The organism is Streptomyces sp. JLYT201 (genome assembly GCF_059448825.1).
Window position 1 is genome coordinate 4607914 of the sequence record NZ_CM182551.1, and the last position, 15945, is coordinate 4623858.

Sequence of the window (15945 nt, forward strand, 5' to 3'; positions counted from 1 at the left end):
CCCGCGGTGGGGCGGGGCTCGCCGCCGGAGGCGGGGGCTACCCGAGGCGGGGGCCGCCGCCCGAACGGGGTGGGGGGCCGCCGCCCGTGAGGGGCGGGGCTCGCCGCCGGGGGCCGGGGGGGCCGCCCGTGGTGGGGCGGGGCTCACCGCCGGAGGTGGGGGCTACCCGAGGCGGGGACCACCCGAAGCAGGGGCCGCCGCCCGAACGGGGTGGGGGCTGCCGCCCGTGTGAGGCGGGGCCCGCCGCCGGAGGCGGGGCGCCGCCCGAGGTGGGGCCGCTGCCCGAGGTGGGGCCGCTGCCCGAGGTGGGGCCGCTGCCCGCGCGGGGCAGGGTCAGCCGCCCGCGACTGGGGGGGGAGCCCGGGGCGGGGGCAGCCCGGGGCAGGGGCCGCCGCCCGCGAAGGGCAGGGGCCGCCCGCCCGAGGCGGGGTCAGCCGGACGCGAGGAGGCGCTTGACCGTGGCGGCGACGCGGCCGCCCTCGGCCTGGCCCGCCACCTTCGGGTTCACGATCTTCATGACCTGGCCCATGGCCCTGGGGCCCTCGGCGCCCGCGGCCTTCGCCTCGGCGACGGCCTCGGCGACGATCCGCTCCAGGTCGTCGTCGGAGAGCTGCTTGGGCAGGTACTCCGCGAGGACCTCGCCCTCGGCGCGCTCGCGCTCGGCCTGCTCGGGGCGGTTGCCCTGGGCGAAGGCGTCGGCCGCCTCACGGCGCTTCTTCGCCTCGCGGGTGATCACCTTCTGCACCTCGTCGTCGGAGAGCTCGCGCTTCTCCTTGCCCGCGACCTCTTCCTTCGTCACGGCGGCGAGCGTCATCCGCAGCGTCGAGGAGCGCAGCTCGTCGCGCCCCTTGATCGCGGCGTTGAGGTCGGCCTGAAGCTTCGACTTGAGCGTGGTCATGGGGCAATTGTGGCAGGTGGGCAGCGCGGTCGGCCCCTTCATTTCCGGGCGGCGGTCCGGGCCCGTCTCCGGCCCGCCCTCCCCGGGCCCTCGCCACCGACGGGACGCACCGGGTCTGACACGATGGAGGCATGCGCGCGCGATACGCAGTACCTCTGGGAATCACGGCGACGGCCGCGGCCGGAATCGCCTACTCCGTGGGCATCGAGACCCGCATGTTCCGGTTGAGGCGGGTGACGGTTCCCGTACTGCCGCCGGGAATGCGACCGCTGCGCGTGCTCCAGGTCTCGGACATCCACATGGTGTCCGGGCAGCGAAAGAAGCAGCGCTGGCTGCGCTCGCTCGCGGGCCTGCGCCCCGACTTCGTGATCAACACGGGTGACAACCTGTCGGACCCGGAGGGCATCCCCGAGGTCCTGGACTCACTGGGCCCGCTGATGGCCTTCCCCGGGGCGTACGTCTTCGGCTCGAACGACTACTACGGGCCCAAACCCCGCAACCCCGCCCGGTACTTGCTCGAGAAGGTCCAGGGCCGCCACGGCCTGAACGGCAACCCGCCCGCGGTGGGCGTCGTCCACATCGACTGGGAGGACCTGCGCGACGGCTTCGACGCCGCGGGCTGGGTCAACCTCACGAACACCCGGGGCACCCTCAAGATCGACGGCTACGAGATCGCGCTCACCGGCCTGGACGACCCGCACATCAAGCGGGACCGGTACGAGCAGGTCGCGGGCGGCCCCGACACCGGCGCCGACTTCTCGATGGCCGTCGTGCACGCCCCCTACCTCCGCTCCCTGGACGCCTTCACCGCCGACGGCTACCCGCTGGTCCTCGCGGGCCACACCCACGGCGGCCAGCTCTGCATCCCCTTCTACGGGGCCCTCGTCACCAACTGCGACCTGGACACGGACCGCGTGAAGGGCCTCTCCACGCACGAGGCCGGAGGCCACACCTCCTACCTCCACGTCTCCGCCGGCTGCGGCGCCAACCGCTACACCCCGCTGCGCTTCGCCTGCCCGCCCGAGGCCACGCTCCTGACCCTCACGGAGCGCCCCGCACACGCCTGACCCACGCCCTCCGGAAAACCGGATTTCGTCTCCGGCCGCCGGTCCGCTAAAGTAATCGATGTCGCCGCGACCTGCACAGCAGAGCTGACAGGAAGCGGAGCATCGACATCGGGGTGTGGCGCAGCTTGGCAGCGCGCTTCGTTCGGGACGAAGAGGTCGTGGGTTCAAATCCCGCCACCCCGACAGAGAAACACCAGCTCAGGGGCCTGATCCGCATCGCGGGTCAGGCCCCTGAGTGGTTCCCGGGGCCATGTTGGGAGCCATTGGGGAGCCGACTTCGAAATCCGGCTCCCAGGGAGCCGCAGAGAGAGCCTCTCCGGAGGCCCCCTCAAGCGGAAGTGATTCCGGTGGCCGTCAGGATCTCCGCGGCCGATGCGCTGTTGCCGTCCTGTACGGCCATGGCCATGGCGGCGCGCGCAGCGGAGGCATCGGCCTGCGGCGGGAGCATCAAGAAGGAGAAAATGTCCTGCCGTCCGCGAGTGATCAGCATCGTGCTGTCCTCGACGGCGGACCAGTCGATGCGGACCATGTGACCGTCGACGACCACGTGGCGCGTGTGCGCGTCCCAGGCGCTCGCGTCCAGGCCGATGCGGGCGAGGGGGCCGAGGCGTTCGGTCAGCGCGCGGATCAGGCCGGGCAGCTGGGTTTCGAGGTCTCGGGAGCGCGGCCACCACGCGCCGTCGAAGGTCCCGTCACGGCGGGGCGTCGTCTCCATCCTCAGTACGGCCGCGCCGGGGGCCGCCTGATGGGTCTGGGTGTCCTCAAGGAGCGTCACGGGAGGCGATGGGTCGGTGGTCATGGCGTGCCGTCCGCTTCTGGACGCGGCACCATGCGCTGCGGGCCCTGCTCGACCGCGGTCCAACCCGCCTTCAATGAGTGGCCGTTGGCGGATGCGTTCTTGAGGCAGTACGTGTTCGTGGCCATGGCGTGACCTCGCCGCCGCGCGGAGCCGGTCCGGTGACTCACCGAGAGTGACACGGGTGTCGGAGCCCGTGTACGCAGAGCCCTCGGCACCACCAGGCTACTCCCAGCCACTGTGCTTCCGGACAGGCGCGGGGGCGCTCAGAAGGTAACGGCCAGGCAGTCGCGGTCGGGGCTGCCGCAGGAGTACGCTGTGTAGTACCGAGAGCATCCCTCGACCGACTTCCATGCCGGTATCTCTCTCGGTTCAACAGCACCGGGCCGGCACGACAGGTCCGGGGACGGGTCGACACCATGACGGTGCTCACCGCACGACCCCCGCCAGCCACACCGATCGCCGAGCCTTCCAACCACCCGCCGTTGCGCCTGTCCCTCAGGCCGCTGGGCCCGCCCTCCGGGCTGCTCGACGGCGCCTGGTGGCCGCGCTCGCGCGACCTCACTCGTGAACTTCCCGCTCTGACCGACCTGTTGGACCCGCTGTGGGGCCGCATCACGCGCGTCACGGTCAACCCGACGCACTGGCCGGTCGTACCGCGCAAGGTGCCCGTCAACGGCCACGTGGTCAAGGTGGGCTGGTACAAGGACGAGCAGGACCCGCACCAACTCCTGGTGCTCTCCTACCACGTCGGGCGCTGGGACCTGCTGATCATCCCCCCGGAGACCGGCGCGGCGGCCGCCGCGCGGCTCATGGCCGCTGCCTGCGATCCCCGGATCGTCCGTACGGGCAGCGCTCTGATCGCCGACGACCTTGGCCGCCATCCCGCGGCCCCGGCCGAGGCGGACCCGCCGGGCCGCACGCAGGCAGAGGCGTGGGAGGCGGAGGGCGGCGCCATGGCCGCACCACCTGTCGGCGCGGTCGGCGGGAGGTGACGGGCCATGGACACCGGCCTCACCTTCGCCGTCATCCTCACGCTGGTCACCCTGGGAGCATTCGTGATCCACCGCCTCAACGACCAGCACGCCGACCGGATCACGCTGTACCAGTACAGCGGTCGCCTCACCGGACGCCGCGGAACCCGCGGCCCCGCGTGGCCGCGACCCGGCACCGCCCCTCCGCCCGCCGTCCGCGCCCGCCGCGACCACCGGGACGGGGGCCGCGGACGCCTCCGCCCACGGCGCAAGGCCAACAGGGCCACGAAGGGGCGAAGGACATGACCGGGCACGTGACGACTGAGCGCTGCCCCGCCGGGCCGAGCCCGCAGAAGCAGTCGGCCGACGGGCGCGTCGAGGTCCGCATAGTCTCGGCCGACCCCGACGCGGCACGGCTGGTTGCACAGGCCCTGAGCCGGGTACTCGTCTGCGACGAACCCCGCAGCTACCCCGCGGGCGGCGAGGGATGCGGCACTCGCCTCCACTTGACGGTGGACACCCTGCGCGCCCGGCAGCCGGAACCGGCACCCAGGTCCTGGCTCGCCGACAGCCGCTCACAGGCACGGCGCACTCACGCCGACGAAACGACCTGACCCCTGGGTCGCCCCTCGCGCACCCGCTGGCCCCGGACCCCGGCCCGCCCCCTCCGGATCGAGGTCAAGGAGCCTTGCATGTCCCCCAGCACCACCGGCAGTACCGCCTGTTCGCAAGCCGCCGCCCCGCCACCCGCCCTCACCTCATCCCAGGCGTACGACGGGACGGCCCCCTTCCCCGCCGAGGCCCCGCCGCCGCCACGCGGCCCCGGCGACCGCCTGTACGTGACCGTGACGGCGACGATCGTCGTGCTCCCGTTCCTGGCGCTCGGCCTGGCCGCCTGGCTGCTGTGGGGAAGCCTCATCCGCCCCGCCGACGTCCTGCTCGCCCTCGTCCTCTACACGCTCACCGGCCTGGGCGTCACGGTCGGCTTCCACCGCGGCCTCACCCACGGCGGATACCGGGCCGTCCGGCCCGTGCGGATCGTGCTCGCGGTGGCCGGGTCGATGAGCTTTCAGGGTGACGTCATCGGCTGGGTCGCCACGCACCGCCGCCACCACGCCTTCACCGACCGTCCCGGCGACCCGCACTCCCCCTACCGCTACGGCACCCGCCTGCGCGGCCAGTTGCGCGGCCTCGCCCACTCCCACGTCGGCTGGCTGTTCCGCAACGACCGCACTCCAGCCGAGCGCTTCGCCCCCGACCTGCTGGCCGACCGTGACATCCGCGCGATCTCCCGAGCCTTCCCGGCCCTGTGCGTCCTCACCCTGGCCCTCCCCTTCGCGCTCGGCTGGGCGATCGGCGGTACCTGGGTCCACGCCACCACCGCCCTGGTATGGGCGGGGCTGGTGCGCATCGCCCTGCTCCACCACGTGACCTGGAGCGTCAACTCCCTGTGCCACATGATCGGTCGGCGCCCCTTCCGCACCCGGCGCCACGACCGGGCCACCAACCTGTGGCCCCTGGCCCTGCTCTCCTTCGGCGAGAGCTGGCACAACCTCCACCACGCCGACCCCACCAGCGCCCGCCACGGCGTGGACCGCGGCCAGATCGACCCCTCCGCCGCCGTGATCCGCCTCCTCGAACGCCTCGGCTGGGTGCACGACGTGCGCTGGCCCACCCCGGACCGCCTCGCCACCCGCCGTTCATGAACGCACTGCGCAAACCGACCGCCTCGCCCCGAACAGGAGCCCTCATGACCTCAACCGCACACCCCCCAGACCTCCCCCTTCCGGTTAAACCCGCCGTGCGTCTGCGCGTGATGCCCCGCGAAGCGATCCCGCGCCGCATCGACGGCGCCTGGTGGCCCCGCTCCCGAGACCTGATGGTCGAACTTCCGCCGCTCTTGGCAGCCTTGCCACCGTCCTGGGGGCACATCGCCGCCGTCAGCGTGCACGCGTCGATGTGGGCCACCGCGCCCGGCCGTGTACTCATCGCCAACCGAGTCGTACGCCTGCACAGAACGTCCGGCGCGCACGGCCGCCACAGCATCTGCCTGCTCACCCCGGGCCGTGGCCGATGGGACCTGCTCGTCGTGCCACCGGAGATCGACCCAGCGGACGCCGAACCGCTCATGGCATCCGCCGTGGCGACGTAGCCGCCATGGCCACGGTCCTGCCCGCCGTCACCGCCCTGCCCCTCGTGACCGTGGCGGCCCGCATGTACCCTCACCCACCCCGGCCGGTCTCGCGGATCGGAGGCGCCATGTCCCTGCCCCATCTGAACGTCCACCGGCTCGACGAGCGCAGCCGGGCGCTGATCACCCTGGCCGGTGAGATCGACCTTGAGACGGCGCCTTTGGTCAGCGCGTCCCTGCGGGAGTGCCTGTACGGGGGGACGTGCACGATCGACATCGACCTGACGGCCGTCACCTTCTGCGACATGAGCGGGCTCAACGCCTTCCTGCACGCTTCCGTGCAGGCCACCACGGCAGGCGGCGCCCTTCGGCTGCACCACCCACCGCCCTCGCTACGGAGGATCCTCGCCCTCACCGGCTGCGCCTTCCTGCTGAACGGCCGTCCGGCGAGCCCCGCCGGGGGCGCTCCCACCGCGCGGCGGCCCGCGCCCCTGTCGTCGGCAGGTGCGCGATGACGGCCGCAGGCTCCGGACCGGGCCACGAGCGCTCCGCCCTGGATGCGGTGCGCCTGCGCTGCCTGAACCGCTGGCAGGCCGAGACGCTCCGGGAGGACCTGGCGGATCTGTACGTCGAGTCCTCGGACACCGCGACCGGCGAGACCTACCGCCGCAGGGAAGACTTCCTGCACCGCCTCGCGGACTCCGTACGACGACCGGGCTTCTCGATGCTGCTCGCCGAGACGACCGCCCTGGCGGGCTGTGCCTTCGGCTTCCCCATCGCGCGCGACGGGACCTGGTGGCGCGGCTTCGAGGGTGACCTCCCCAGGTCCGTCGAGCAGCTGACCTCCTCCGGGCACGCCTTCGCCATCACGCAGATCGTGGTCCACCCGCACGAGCGCACAGCCGGTCTCGCCCGGCTGTTGCAGACGCGGCTGCTCGCCGACCACCACGCCTCGCTCGGCGCCACCTTGGTGGACCAGGCCGACCGCACGGTCCACGCCGCCTTCCAAGCGTGGGGGTGGGAGGACATCGGACAGGTCCGCAGGCCCTCCGATCCCGTGATGCTGCGCGCCTTGGTGCTGCCCCTGGGCGAACGCGCGGCGGGCCGTCCGGACGGCCTCGCGCACAACGCCCGTACGCAGCGGCCCGAGTAACCAGAACCAGACGGAAAGGCGCGGGAGCAAGCCGGACGACGAACAGGACGGGAGGCATGGAGTCGTCCCCTGAGCGAGATCGGGAACGGGAGGCGCGGCGTATCGAGGCGGTACGCCGTTACGACATCCTGGACACCCCGCCGGACGGGGCGTTCGACCGGATCGCCGCGCTGGCCGCGCGTCTCCTCGGGGCGCCGATGGCGACGGTGACGATCGTCGACACCGACCGGGTCTGGTTCAAGGCCGCGTACGGGCTCGACGGTGTCACCCAGGCCAGCCGGGATGCGTGCCTGAGCACCTCGGTCGTCCTCTCCGACGCCCCCCTGGTGATCCGTGACACCCACCACGATGCTCTCGCCCGCGCGCACCCGATGGTGACCGGCCCGGCCGGTGTCCGTTTCTACGCTGCCGCCCCCATCACCACTCCAGACGGCCACCGCCTCGGCGCGGTCGACGTCCTGGACATCCGGCCCCGCCGGATCACACCCGAGCGTGCCGCCGCCCTGACCGACCTGGCAGCGCTGGTCATGGACCAGCTGGAGCTGCGCCTTTCCGCGTTGCGCATGCTGCGCAGGGAACGCGAACTGCTGGAGGCCGCCAACTCGGCACGCGAGCGGGCCGAGCAGGACCGGGCCAAGGCCGCCGAGTTCGCCGCGGCCCTGCAGAGCACCCTGCTGCCGCCGGCCCTGCCCCAGGTGCCGGGCCTGCAGGCGGCCTGCCACTACGCCACCGCCTCCGTCCACGACATCGGCGGTGACTTCTACGACGTCTTTCCCCTCGGCGCCGACCGGTGGGCGTTCTGCCTCGGTGACGTGAGCGGCCGAGGCACGACGGCGGCCTCCCTCACCTCGCTGATCCGCCACACCCTGCGTGCCACGGCACCGCTGGAGACCGACCCGCGCGCCGTCCTGGAGACACTGAACACGGCCCTCCTCCCGGACCGGGCCGCCGACGTCCACCTGTGCACACTGATCTTCGGCACCCTGGCCCCCGACCCTGCGGGCGGGTTCACCATCGCTCTGACCGGGGGCGGCCACCCTGCCGCGTACCACCTGCGCCCGGCACGCCGGGGACGGCGGCCCCGTGCGGAACCGATGGAGCTGACTGGCGGCATGCTCCTGGGCGCACTCGCCGAGGCACCGTTCGTCTCCCGGACATTGCGCCTGGCACCGGGCGAGGCGCTCCTGCTCTACAGCGACGGCCTCATCGCGTCCCGCACCTCCCACGGTGCCCGGTTCGACGAGGAGAGCCTGGCCGCGCACCTCACCCACCACGCGGCCACCAGCACGGCGCCCGGCGCGGCCGCGATCATCGACGACCTCACCACGCTCCTTGCCACCTTCCCCGACGGCCCGGCGGACGACGTGGCCCTCCTGGCCCTCAGCGCCACACCCCTGGAAGTCCACGGGCCACCCAGCGGCGCATCGGGCACCACCCACACCAGCGTCCCCTTCCCTGCCGTCGAGAGCCGTCAGGGCACAGGAGCACGCGCACCGGTGACGTGAGGCAGATCGCAAGACGGACGTCGAGTGCTGCCGCCCGCCGCTCGGTCGGTCCGGTCCCGCGGCTGGACCGGTGTACCGGAGCACCGAGAACGGCGCGGGAGCCCCCGGCCGGTTTCCGGCTATGTCGGGGCGCGGCACTTCACAGGCGCCCTGCTCAAGGCGCGTGATGGGGACGAGACTGGGTGGCAACAGGAGACAGCACCCTGTGGGAAGGTGTCCCCGGATCACTCTTGGAGGTGGGTGGGGCATGCCTGAACTGCCGCGCGAGGAGCAGTTGGCGACGGCGTTCGTCGACCTCGCCGACACGTTGGTGCAGGACTTCGACGTCATCGGCTTCCTGCACACGCTCGCCGAGCACTGCGTGGACCTGTTGGATGTCGCGGCGGCCGGAGTCCTGCTCGCCACCCCCGGTGGCCAGCTGGTGGACGCTGCCGCCTCGGACGAGCGCACCCGCCAGCTGGAGCTGGCCAGCATCGAGTGGGACGAGGGCCCCTGCCGGGACTGCTTCCGAACCAGGGAGCAGGTGTCTGACGTACCGCTGGCGACGCAGGCAGCCGCGATGCGCTGGCCCCGGTTCGCGCCGCGGGCCGTGGAAGCCGGCTTCACCTCGGTCGTGGCGGCACCTCTCCGGCTGCACGATCAGGTCATCGGGGCCCTCAACCTCTTCCGGGACCAGCCCGGACCTCTGGACCAACCCCAGCTGCGGCTGGGGCAGGCGCTGGCCGACACCGCCACCATCGGTGTGCTGCAACAGCGGGCGGTGAGTGAGCAGATGACAGTGACCGCACAACTGCAGACCGCCCTGGACAGCCGCATCATCATCGAGCAGGCCAAGGGCTACCTGGCGAACCGCCGCAATATTGGTGTCGAGGAGGCGTTCACCCTCATGCGCCGCTACGCGCGCGATCACCAGACGCGGCTCACCGAGATCGCCCGCCAGGTCCTGCAAGGCACGGCCGACGCCTCTCTCCTCACGCGGCGCGATCGGTGAAGCGTCGGCCCATCGGTGCTGACTGGTGGGCCGGCCGCCGGATGATCCGCACTGTGTCCGAAAGGGGGCGGCTTCGGTGACCCATCCGGTGATGGCCGACTACCTGCGCACCCTCAGCTCCCACACCGGCCCCGGCCTGGCACCACTGCCGCTCGCGGCCTGCACCGACATGCTGGGCCTTGACGGCCTCGGCCTGCTCCTTGCCCCGGGAGGCGGCCAGGCCGAACTGGTGCAGTCCTTCGGTGAGCGCACCCTCGCGCTGGAAGACCTGCAGCAGGTCCAGGGCCAGGGGCCGAGCCTGGACGCCGCCCGCCACGGGGCCCTGATGCTGGTGCCCGACATGGCCGACACCTCCGGCTTCGCCACCGACCGCTGGCCCGGCCTGGCGGGCGCCATCGAAGCGCTGGGCGTACGCGCGGTGTTCTCCTTCCCGCTGCGCATCGGGGTCATCGCGCTCGGCGCGCTCACCGGCCACCGCACCCGGCCAGGACCGATGTCCACCGGCCAGCTCACCGATGCCTTCGGCCTGGCCGACACCATCGCCCAGATCACCATCGCCACCGCCGCCCAGGCAGAGCTGCCCCACACTCCGCTCCTCGACGAGCCCGGCCTCCACTTCGCCGAGGTCCACCAGGCCACCGGCATGCTCGCCGACCAACTGGACACCGACTGCGACCACGCCCTGATCCGCCTGCGCGGCTACGCCTTCAGCCACGACCGGCCCCTGCTGGACGTCGCCCGCGACGTACTGGCCCGCCGACTGCGCCTGGACGACAACGGAGACGGCACACCCAGACCTGTCCAGTGACAGCGCCCTGCCGGGCAGCCCACCGTCAGATGCCCGGCCCAGCGCCCCTGTAGCAGTGGAGCCGTCACGCCCGCAGTACTTCGGCACAACCGGTCAGCAGGACGGCCCAGCCCGCTACCCTGAATCGCCGACTCAGATCCCGTTGGTCCAGTTCCACGCACATCTACCCCGGAGAAGAGGGTCACCATGACCCCGCCCCCTGCAGTGATCTGCGACAAGGAAGTCCGCCCTCACGGAGACTGCACCCTGGTGGTCCTGTGCGGCGAAATCGACATCGACACCGCCCCCGGCATCATCGAATTCCTCGACGACCTCACCCACGCCAATGACACCGACCTGCTGATCGACCTGCGCCCCGTCGACTTCATGGACTGCGCCGGCGTACGGCTCCTCAACCGCGCCCGAGCCAGGTCCAGCGGCCGACACGGACGCCTACGCCTGATCTGCACCGGGTGCGCAATCCTCCACCTGCTCCACCATCCACGGCTACGCCTGGACTTTGAGATCCTGAGCGAGCTGCCCGCGCCCATACCACTGCAGACTGCGGCCTGACTGACGCGAAATCCCTCTGGGCTCACTGCCCCGGCACAGCTAGGCTCACCACGCGGCCCCGGTCCCTGGTCGACTGTGCGCCTCCCGTCCGCTGGTTCTTCAGGGGTACCCAGCGCGCCGGTCGAGGCAACCCGGCCGCGGCCCCATGGGGAGTGGGTCCGCAGGCCGGGCACACGGCAGTCCCCACCATGCCTCCTAGGCGCCACCCCACTCCCAAGGCCGTTTCCGCACTGCCAAGGACCAATCGGAACAGCCCCAGAACGTCCGGAAACACCGTCCACAGGGGAAACCCAGGTCTATCCCGACTCCCCAGGAACCGCTACCCGAGGGCGGCTGCACGTGCGCGCAGGAGGTCATTGAGCACGCGCACTGGAGACGCCGGGCACATGGCCAGCCGGGCGTCGAGTGCCGCCTCCCACTGCTCGGTCAGGCCGAGCATGAGGCGCTTGCGCATGCCGGGAGTGACATGGGCGTAGCGCGCGGAGACGGAACCGTCGAGGTGGCCCATGCGCTCGTCCATGAGGACCTTCTCGGTGCCGAGGTCCTCCATCATCGTCCGGTGGGTGTGGCGTAGGCCGTGGGGTGTGAGGCCCTTGGCGATCGGGAGCCAGCAGGCGTTGGCCCGGTCGGCGGCGCCGCGGCCTCGGGCCGGGATTCCGGGCCACGGCTCGCCGAGGATCGGCACGGGGCGGGCCTCCTGGGGTGCCTTCTTCGGGTACCAGCCGGAGGCCGCCGGGGTGAACAGCCAGGTGGCGAAGCCGTTGCGGCGCCAGTGGGCCGCGTGCTCGGTGGTCGTGCCGCCGCGCACGAATCCGAGCTCGGCGACCGCCTGCTCGACGCGGACCCGGGTGTCCTCCCTTACACGGTCGGGGTGGTTGAGGACGTTGGACACCGTACCCGTGGAGACGTCGGCACGGCGTGCGACGTCGACGAGCTTCGCGCCCTGGTGGCCTACGCTACGGGCCGCCCCCTGGCCTCGGAAGACGTACGTCCTGCCGTGGCAGGGGCAGGGCGTCGGCTTCGTGCGGGCGATGTGGTTGGCGACCAACGCGGACAGCCAGTCCATCGCGTCGATGGTGCGGTAGCTGTCGTCCTTGGGCGGACAGCGGACCAGTTCGCCGGTGTCCAGCTCGTACAGCTGCCACTCGACGCGGAATGCACCGGGGCGTACGAACTCCGTTTCCAGGCCGACGATTTCGCCCCAGCGCTTGCCGGTGTAGCCCTTGAGGACCGTGGCGACGAACTCGTCGTCGCGGCCGGAGAGCAGGGCGGCCCTCTCGGCGGTCAGAAGGATGCCGAGCGCGTCAGTGACGACCTTCTCCGGGCCGCGGTCGCGGGAGCGCCCGGCGCGCTTGCCTCTGCCGCGCCGCCTGGCCGCCGGGTTGGACGTGATCAGACCCTCGTCGATCGCGTCCTCGAAGATCAGGTGGAGCGTGGAGCGCCAGGTCTTGACGCTGGAGGCCGCGTACGCGGCCCGCTCCTTCTTCTCCCACAGCTCGACGTCCGTGCGCAGGATGCCCGCGAGCGCCTTGTCCTCGAACTCGGGGAGCAGGTGCTCCTCGATGTGGCGCTTGTAGTTCTGCATCGTCGAGGCAGCCAGGTCCTGGGCGGCGTACCAGCGGCTCGCGTACTCGCCGAAGGTCTCCTGGCCGAGCGCCGGGTCGCGCCAGTCGCCGCGCCGGTACTTGTTCTCCGCCTCGCTGGCGGCGCGCTGGGCCTCGCCCTTGGTGGCGAACTTGAGCGCCTTGCCGTTCTCGTCGACGACCGTCAGGTGCCTGCCAGGCGCGATCTTGTAGCGACCGCGCCAGTAGTTTCCGCGCTTCTCCGCGAAACCCACGTATTCGTCCCCTTTCCCGTGTCGTCGGCTAGGCGGCGGTCCCGAACTGGCCTTGGCGGACTCGGCGCGGAGGCCGGGCGCGCAGGCGAGCCATGGGCGCGGACGCGGCAGGCGACGTGGAAGGGGGAGGGGGTGGCGTCTTGGGAGCGCGGGCAGCCGCAGCCTGCTGCTGAGGGGCAGCCGGGTGGGCCTCGTGCATGCGGATGATCTCCGCAAGGTGGTCGCCGGTGAAGCGGTAGGCACGGCCGACCCGCGTGTACGGGATCAGGCGGCGGCGGGCGCGGTCCTTGACCCACCAGGCGGAGCAGCCGAGGACCTCGGCGACCTCCTCGGGAAGGTAGAGGCGCGGAAGATGTGTGGAGGCAGGGGATATTGCGGGTTGATGCAAGGGGGGTGAGTCCTCTTCTGGCGGGCATGTGGCACGGCAATGCCGACCCGCCGGTCGATCGCTAGGGATGAAGGTGAAGCTCCCACGCTGGGGGTTTGCGGACCCAGGGCGGAAGCAGGAACCGGAGGCTATGCCTCGGCGACGGAGCCGGTATCACCGTGCTCGCCGGGCGGAGGACCGTGCATCTTCAGCATGGTCTTGTTGGCCTCCTCCGCGATGGCGCTCTGGACCATGAGGTCGGCTTCTTCGCGGATGTCGGGGTGCTCGGCGAGGTAGGCGTCGAGCGCGTCGCGTGCCTCTGCGAAGGCCATGTTGGCTCTCTGCGTCACGCGGAACGCGTCCACGACCTCGTCGATGAGCTCCATGGCACGGGCCTTGGCCGCCAGCTGGGGCGGCCCGACGAGGTTGCGCAGGTCGATGCCGAAGACCTCGGCGAAGCCGATGGCGTCGTCGAGGTTGATGCGGCGCTTCCCGTTTTCGATCCGCCAGACCGCGGACGGGTTCATCTCGAAGCCGGCCTCGTTGAGCCGGTCGGACAGGGCGTTGGTGCTCCAGCCGCGCGCCTCGCGCTCCACCCTGATGCGGGTTGCGACGTTCGCCTCGCCGCTGAGCAGGACGCCCTCGGACGCTTCTTCCTCCGCCACCGCCACCTCCTTCCGTTCGTAGCGACGCACTGCAGTTTGCGGCACGACCTAAACAGTAGCATCTTCACTGCGAGATGAAAAACACTGCTGCGATCTGCAATTCATGTGGCATACTGGTGGCACCCACCCCACCAACCCGAGGAGCCCCGCACGACCGCACGTCACATGAAAGAAGCCCCCGGCGATGCCGGGGGCTCAAGCGCAAACCTCTCAACCGCCATCCCTAGCGATCGACCCGCGGAGTCCGGGATTGCCGTCCCATATGGCCCGCGAGCAGAGGAGCTGATGCCCAGTATGGCCGATGCCCAACTGAAAACGCCATCCCCGCACGTCACCGCCCACCCGATGCCCGCCGCACCGTCGGCGGCGAAGGCGGGGCGATAGACATGGCACGGATACGCACCATCAAGCCGGAAGCCTTCACCTCGGAGTCGCTGGCCCAGGTCTCGATCTCCGCGGAACGGACCTTCTTCGGGCTCCTCACCCAGGCCGACGACCACGGCCGCTTCCGCGACCAGGCCGCCGTCATCACCGGTGCCCTGTGGGCACTGCGCCCCGAGCACGGCCCGCTCGCGGTCGAGGACGACCTCACTCAGCTCGCCGGAGCCGGGCTGATCTGCCGCTACCAGGGCGACGACGGCAAGAACTATCTGCACATCGTCACCTGGGCCAAGCACCAGAAGATCAATCGGCCCAGCGGCAGCCGCTGCCCCGCCTGCCCGCACCATGAGGGCGGACGGCCCGCGCAGCCTGATGGGAGCCCTCACGGAGAACTCACGGAGCCTTCAGTGAGCCCTCCCGGAGTCCTCGCTGAGGACTCACGCACTCTGCGGGAGCCTTCGCTGAAGAACGGCGAACCCGCGGGTCAGGAGGGTTTCAGTGAGGCATCACGGAGGATTCCGGGAGGGCTCACGGAGGACTCCGTGAGCCCTCATGGTCCGGATCTAGGACCTAGGATCCTGGATCTAGGATCACCTCCGGTGGGGGACGCGAGCGCCCCCCGCACCCGAGTCCGTCTCGACCAAGGCGCTCATCGCCGAGTACGCCGCCGCATGCGCCAACCGACCGCCCACAGGCTTCCTAGGGCATCTCGGCAAGGAGACCGCCCGGCTGCTCGCCGAAGGCATCGACCCTGCGCACGTGCGCGCCGGTCTCGAGCGGCTGCGTGCCAAGGGCCTGCACCCCAGCGTGCTGCCGAGCCTGGTCAACGAGGCCATGAACCCGCCCACGCCGAGCGGCACGTCCGCAGGGCACCGGCCGTGGACCAACCCGGTCGACGCGCAGGCCGCGTACGGGGGTGAGTTGTGACCACGACAACCTCTGCGACCTCTGTCCGCGAGCCGCGCCCGCTGGGCGGCGCCGTGGCCAAGTTGGAGGCGATCCTGGCCGCCCGCGACATCGACCCCACCACGATGGTCGACGCGGCGCCGTCGCCGGAGCCGGTGACCGCGCTCGAGCTGGCCGCCGCCCGTATCCCGCGCCGCTACCGCGACGCCCTGGCCGACCACGCCCACGTGTCGGCCTGGGTCGAGGAGATCGCGGCTGCCGGACGGCCGGGGCCGGGCGGCGCACCGGGCATCGCGTACGGGCCCTCGCTGCTGATCGCGGGCCCGACCGGCACCGGCAAGACCTACCAGGCGTACGGCGCCATCCGCTCTCTGCTCGGCGCCGGGGTCCGGCTGCGCTGGGAGGCCATCACCACCGCCGAACTGCACGCCACCGTGCGCCCGCGCCAGGGCCACGACGGCGAACGCCGCTTCCAGGAACTGGCCCACAGCCCGCTGCTGCTCCTCGACGACCTCGGCGCCGCCAAGGCGTCGGAGTGGACCGAGGAGCTGACCTACCGTCTCATCGACCACCGGTACGTCCACGAGCTGCCCACCCTCATCACCACCAATCTCCCCATCGCCGACCTGCGCACCGCCGTCGGCGACCGCGTCGCCTCCCGCCTCGCCGAGATGACCCGCCGCGTCATCCTCGACGGCCCCGACCGCAGGCGCAGCACCGGCACCGCCCCACACGGGTATTAACAGGCCCTCGCGCTGCCTGGCCCGCCTCGCCGACGGCGCTTGGCCGCCAAGGCTGACGCCGGTGGAGCCGGAGCGGGCCAGCAGAGCCGCTCCTACGCCACCGCCCCAGCCTCACCGCCGCCGGTTGAGCCCCTACCGGCCCGCGTGAAGCGATCACGCGAGCGTCCACGC

General features: G+C 71.7%; 18 protein-coding genes, 1 tRNA gene and 1 pseudogene. 14 read left to right on the forward strand and 6 right to left on the reverse strand.

The genetic code is table 11. The features are described 5' to 3' along the window. Positions 1-430: 430 nt before the first annotated feature. Positions 431-898 (reverse strand): GatB/YqeY domain-containing protein, encoded by a 468-nt coding sequence (locus AC5WAM_RS18845; protein WP_495523225.1) that lies wholly within the window; start codon positions 896-898, stop codon positions 431-433. 131 nt (positions 899-1029) lie between these two features. Here AC5WAM_RS18845 and AC5WAM_RS18850 point away from each other — a divergent pair, with 131 nt between their 5' ends. Further along, entirely contained in the window at positions 1030-1965 is a 936-nt protein-coding gene (locus tag AC5WAM_RS18850) for a metallophosphoesterase (RefSeq protein WP_366792160.1), read from the forward strand. A gap of 109 nt (positions 1966-2074) precedes the next feature. Beyond that, positions 2075-2148 (forward strand) — tRNA-Pro (locus AC5WAM_RS18855). Positions 2149-2293: 145 nt separating this feature from the next. Here the strand turns inward: AC5WAM_RS18855 and AC5WAM_RS18860 are convergent. Then, positions 2294-2764, reverse strand: a complete 471-nt coding sequence (locus AC5WAM_RS18860) for a DUF5994 family protein (protein ID WP_495523226.1) — start codon at positions 2762-2764, stop codon at positions 2294-2296. Then, a complete protein-coding gene (locus AC5WAM_RS18865) occupies positions 2761-2889 on the reverse strand; it encodes a hypothetical protein (RefSeq protein ID WP_495523227.1) in 129 nt (42 codons plus the stop codon). Before AC5WAM_RS18865 ends, AC5WAM_RS18860 begins: the two co-directional genes overlap by 4 nt. Positions 2890-3180: 291 nt before the next feature. On the opposite strand from AC5WAM_RS18865, the gene AC5WAM_RS18870 reads away from it, so the two are divergent. The 10 genes from AC5WAM_RS18870 (at position 3181) to AC5WAM_RS18915 (ending at position 10875) form a co-directional block, all read left to right on the forward strand. Then, positions 3181-3756 (forward strand): DUF5994 family protein, encoded by a 576-nt coding sequence (locus AC5WAM_RS18870; protein WP_495523228.1) that lies wholly within the window; start codon positions 3181-3183, stop codon positions 3754-3756. Positions 3757-3762: 6 nt separating this feature from the next. Beyond that, positions 3763-4041 (forward strand): hypothetical protein, encoded by a 279-nt coding sequence (locus AC5WAM_RS18875; RefSeq protein ID WP_495523229.1) that lies wholly within the window; start codon positions 3763-3765, stop codon positions 4039-4041. A gap of 386 nt (positions 4042-4427) precedes the next feature. Next, positions 4428-5441, forward strand: a complete 1014-nt coding sequence (locus AC5WAM_RS18880) for an acyl-CoA desaturase (protein ID WP_495523230.1) — start codon at positions 4428-4430, stop codon at positions 5439-5441. 95 nt (positions 5442-5536) lie between these two features. Continuing rightward, positions 5537-5887 carry a DUF5994 family protein gene (locus tag AC5WAM_RS18885; RefSeq protein WP_495523231.1) on the forward strand — a complete coding sequence of 117 codons (351 nt, stop codon included), beginning with the start codon at positions 5537-5539 and terminating at the stop codon, positions 5885-5887. Positions 5888-5892: 5 nt separating this feature from the next. Continuing rightward, positions 5893-6381 (forward strand): STAS domain-containing protein, encoded by a 489-nt coding sequence (locus AC5WAM_RS18890; RefSeq protein ID WP_495523232.1) that lies wholly within the window; start codon positions 5893-5895, stop codon positions 6379-6381. Further along, positions 6378-7019, forward strand: a complete 642-nt coding sequence (locus tag AC5WAM_RS18895) for a hypothetical protein (RefSeq protein ID WP_495523233.1) — start codon at positions 6378-6380, stop codon at positions 7017-7019. Before AC5WAM_RS18890 ends, AC5WAM_RS18895 begins: the two co-directional genes overlap by 4 nt. 56 nt (positions 7020-7075) lie before the next feature. Next, entirely contained in the window at positions 7076-8524 is a 1449-nt protein-coding gene (locus tag AC5WAM_RS18900; protein WP_495523234.1) for a PP2C family protein-serine/threonine phosphatase, read from the forward strand. Positions 8525-8771: 247 nt separating this feature from the next. Continuing rightward, entirely contained in the window at positions 8772-9515 is a 744-nt protein-coding gene (locus AC5WAM_RS18905; RefSeq protein WP_495523235.1) for an ANTAR domain-containing protein, read from the forward strand. Positions 9516-9591: 76 nt separating this feature from the next. Then, positions 9592-10323 carry an ANTAR domain-containing protein gene (locus tag AC5WAM_RS18910; RefSeq protein WP_495523236.1) on the forward strand — a complete coding sequence of 244 codons (732 nt, stop codon included), beginning with the start codon at positions 9592-9594 and terminating at the stop codon, positions 10321-10323. Positions 10324-10509: 186 nt separating this feature from the next. Beyond that, entirely contained in the window at positions 10510-10875 is a 366-nt protein-coding gene (locus AC5WAM_RS18915; RefSeq protein WP_495523237.1) for an STAS domain-containing protein, read from the forward strand. 319 nt (positions 10876-11194) lie between these two features. Here the strand turns inward: AC5WAM_RS18915 and AC5WAM_RS18920 are convergent, their stop codons facing one another. From AC5WAM_RS18920 to AC5WAM_RS18930, 3 genes are all read right to left on the reverse strand, one after another. After that, positions 11195-12712 carry a LacI family DNA-binding transcriptional regulator gene (locus tag AC5WAM_RS18920; RefSeq protein ID WP_495523238.1) on the reverse strand — a complete coding sequence of 506 codons (1518 nt, stop codon included), beginning with the start codon at positions 12710-12712 and terminating at the stop codon, positions 11195-11197. A gap of 28 nt (positions 12713-12740) precedes the next feature. Then, on the reverse strand, positions 12741-13100 hold the full coding sequence (locus AC5WAM_RS18925; RefSeq protein ID WP_495523239.1) for a helix-turn-helix domain-containing protein: 360 nt from the start codon (positions 13098-13100) through the stop codon (positions 12741-12743). 128 nt (positions 13101-13228) lie between these two features. Continuing rightward, entirely contained in the window at positions 13229-13744 is a 516-nt protein-coding gene (locus AC5WAM_RS18930; RefSeq protein WP_495523240.1) for a helix-turn-helix domain-containing protein, read from the reverse strand. Positions 13745-14130: 386 nt separating this feature from the next. Here AC5WAM_RS18930 and AC5WAM_RS18935 point away from each other — a divergent pair. Further along, positions 14131-15052, forward strand: a pseudogene (locus tag AC5WAM_RS18935) (hypothetical protein). Then, positions 15049-15774 (forward strand): ATP-binding protein, encoded by a 726-nt coding sequence (locus AC5WAM_RS18940; RefSeq protein WP_495523241.1) that lies wholly within the window; start codon positions 15049-15051, stop codon positions 15772-15774. Before AC5WAM_RS18935 ends, AC5WAM_RS18940 begins: the two are co-directional and overlap by 4 nt. The last annotated feature ends 171 nt before the right edge of the window (positions 15775-15945 follow it).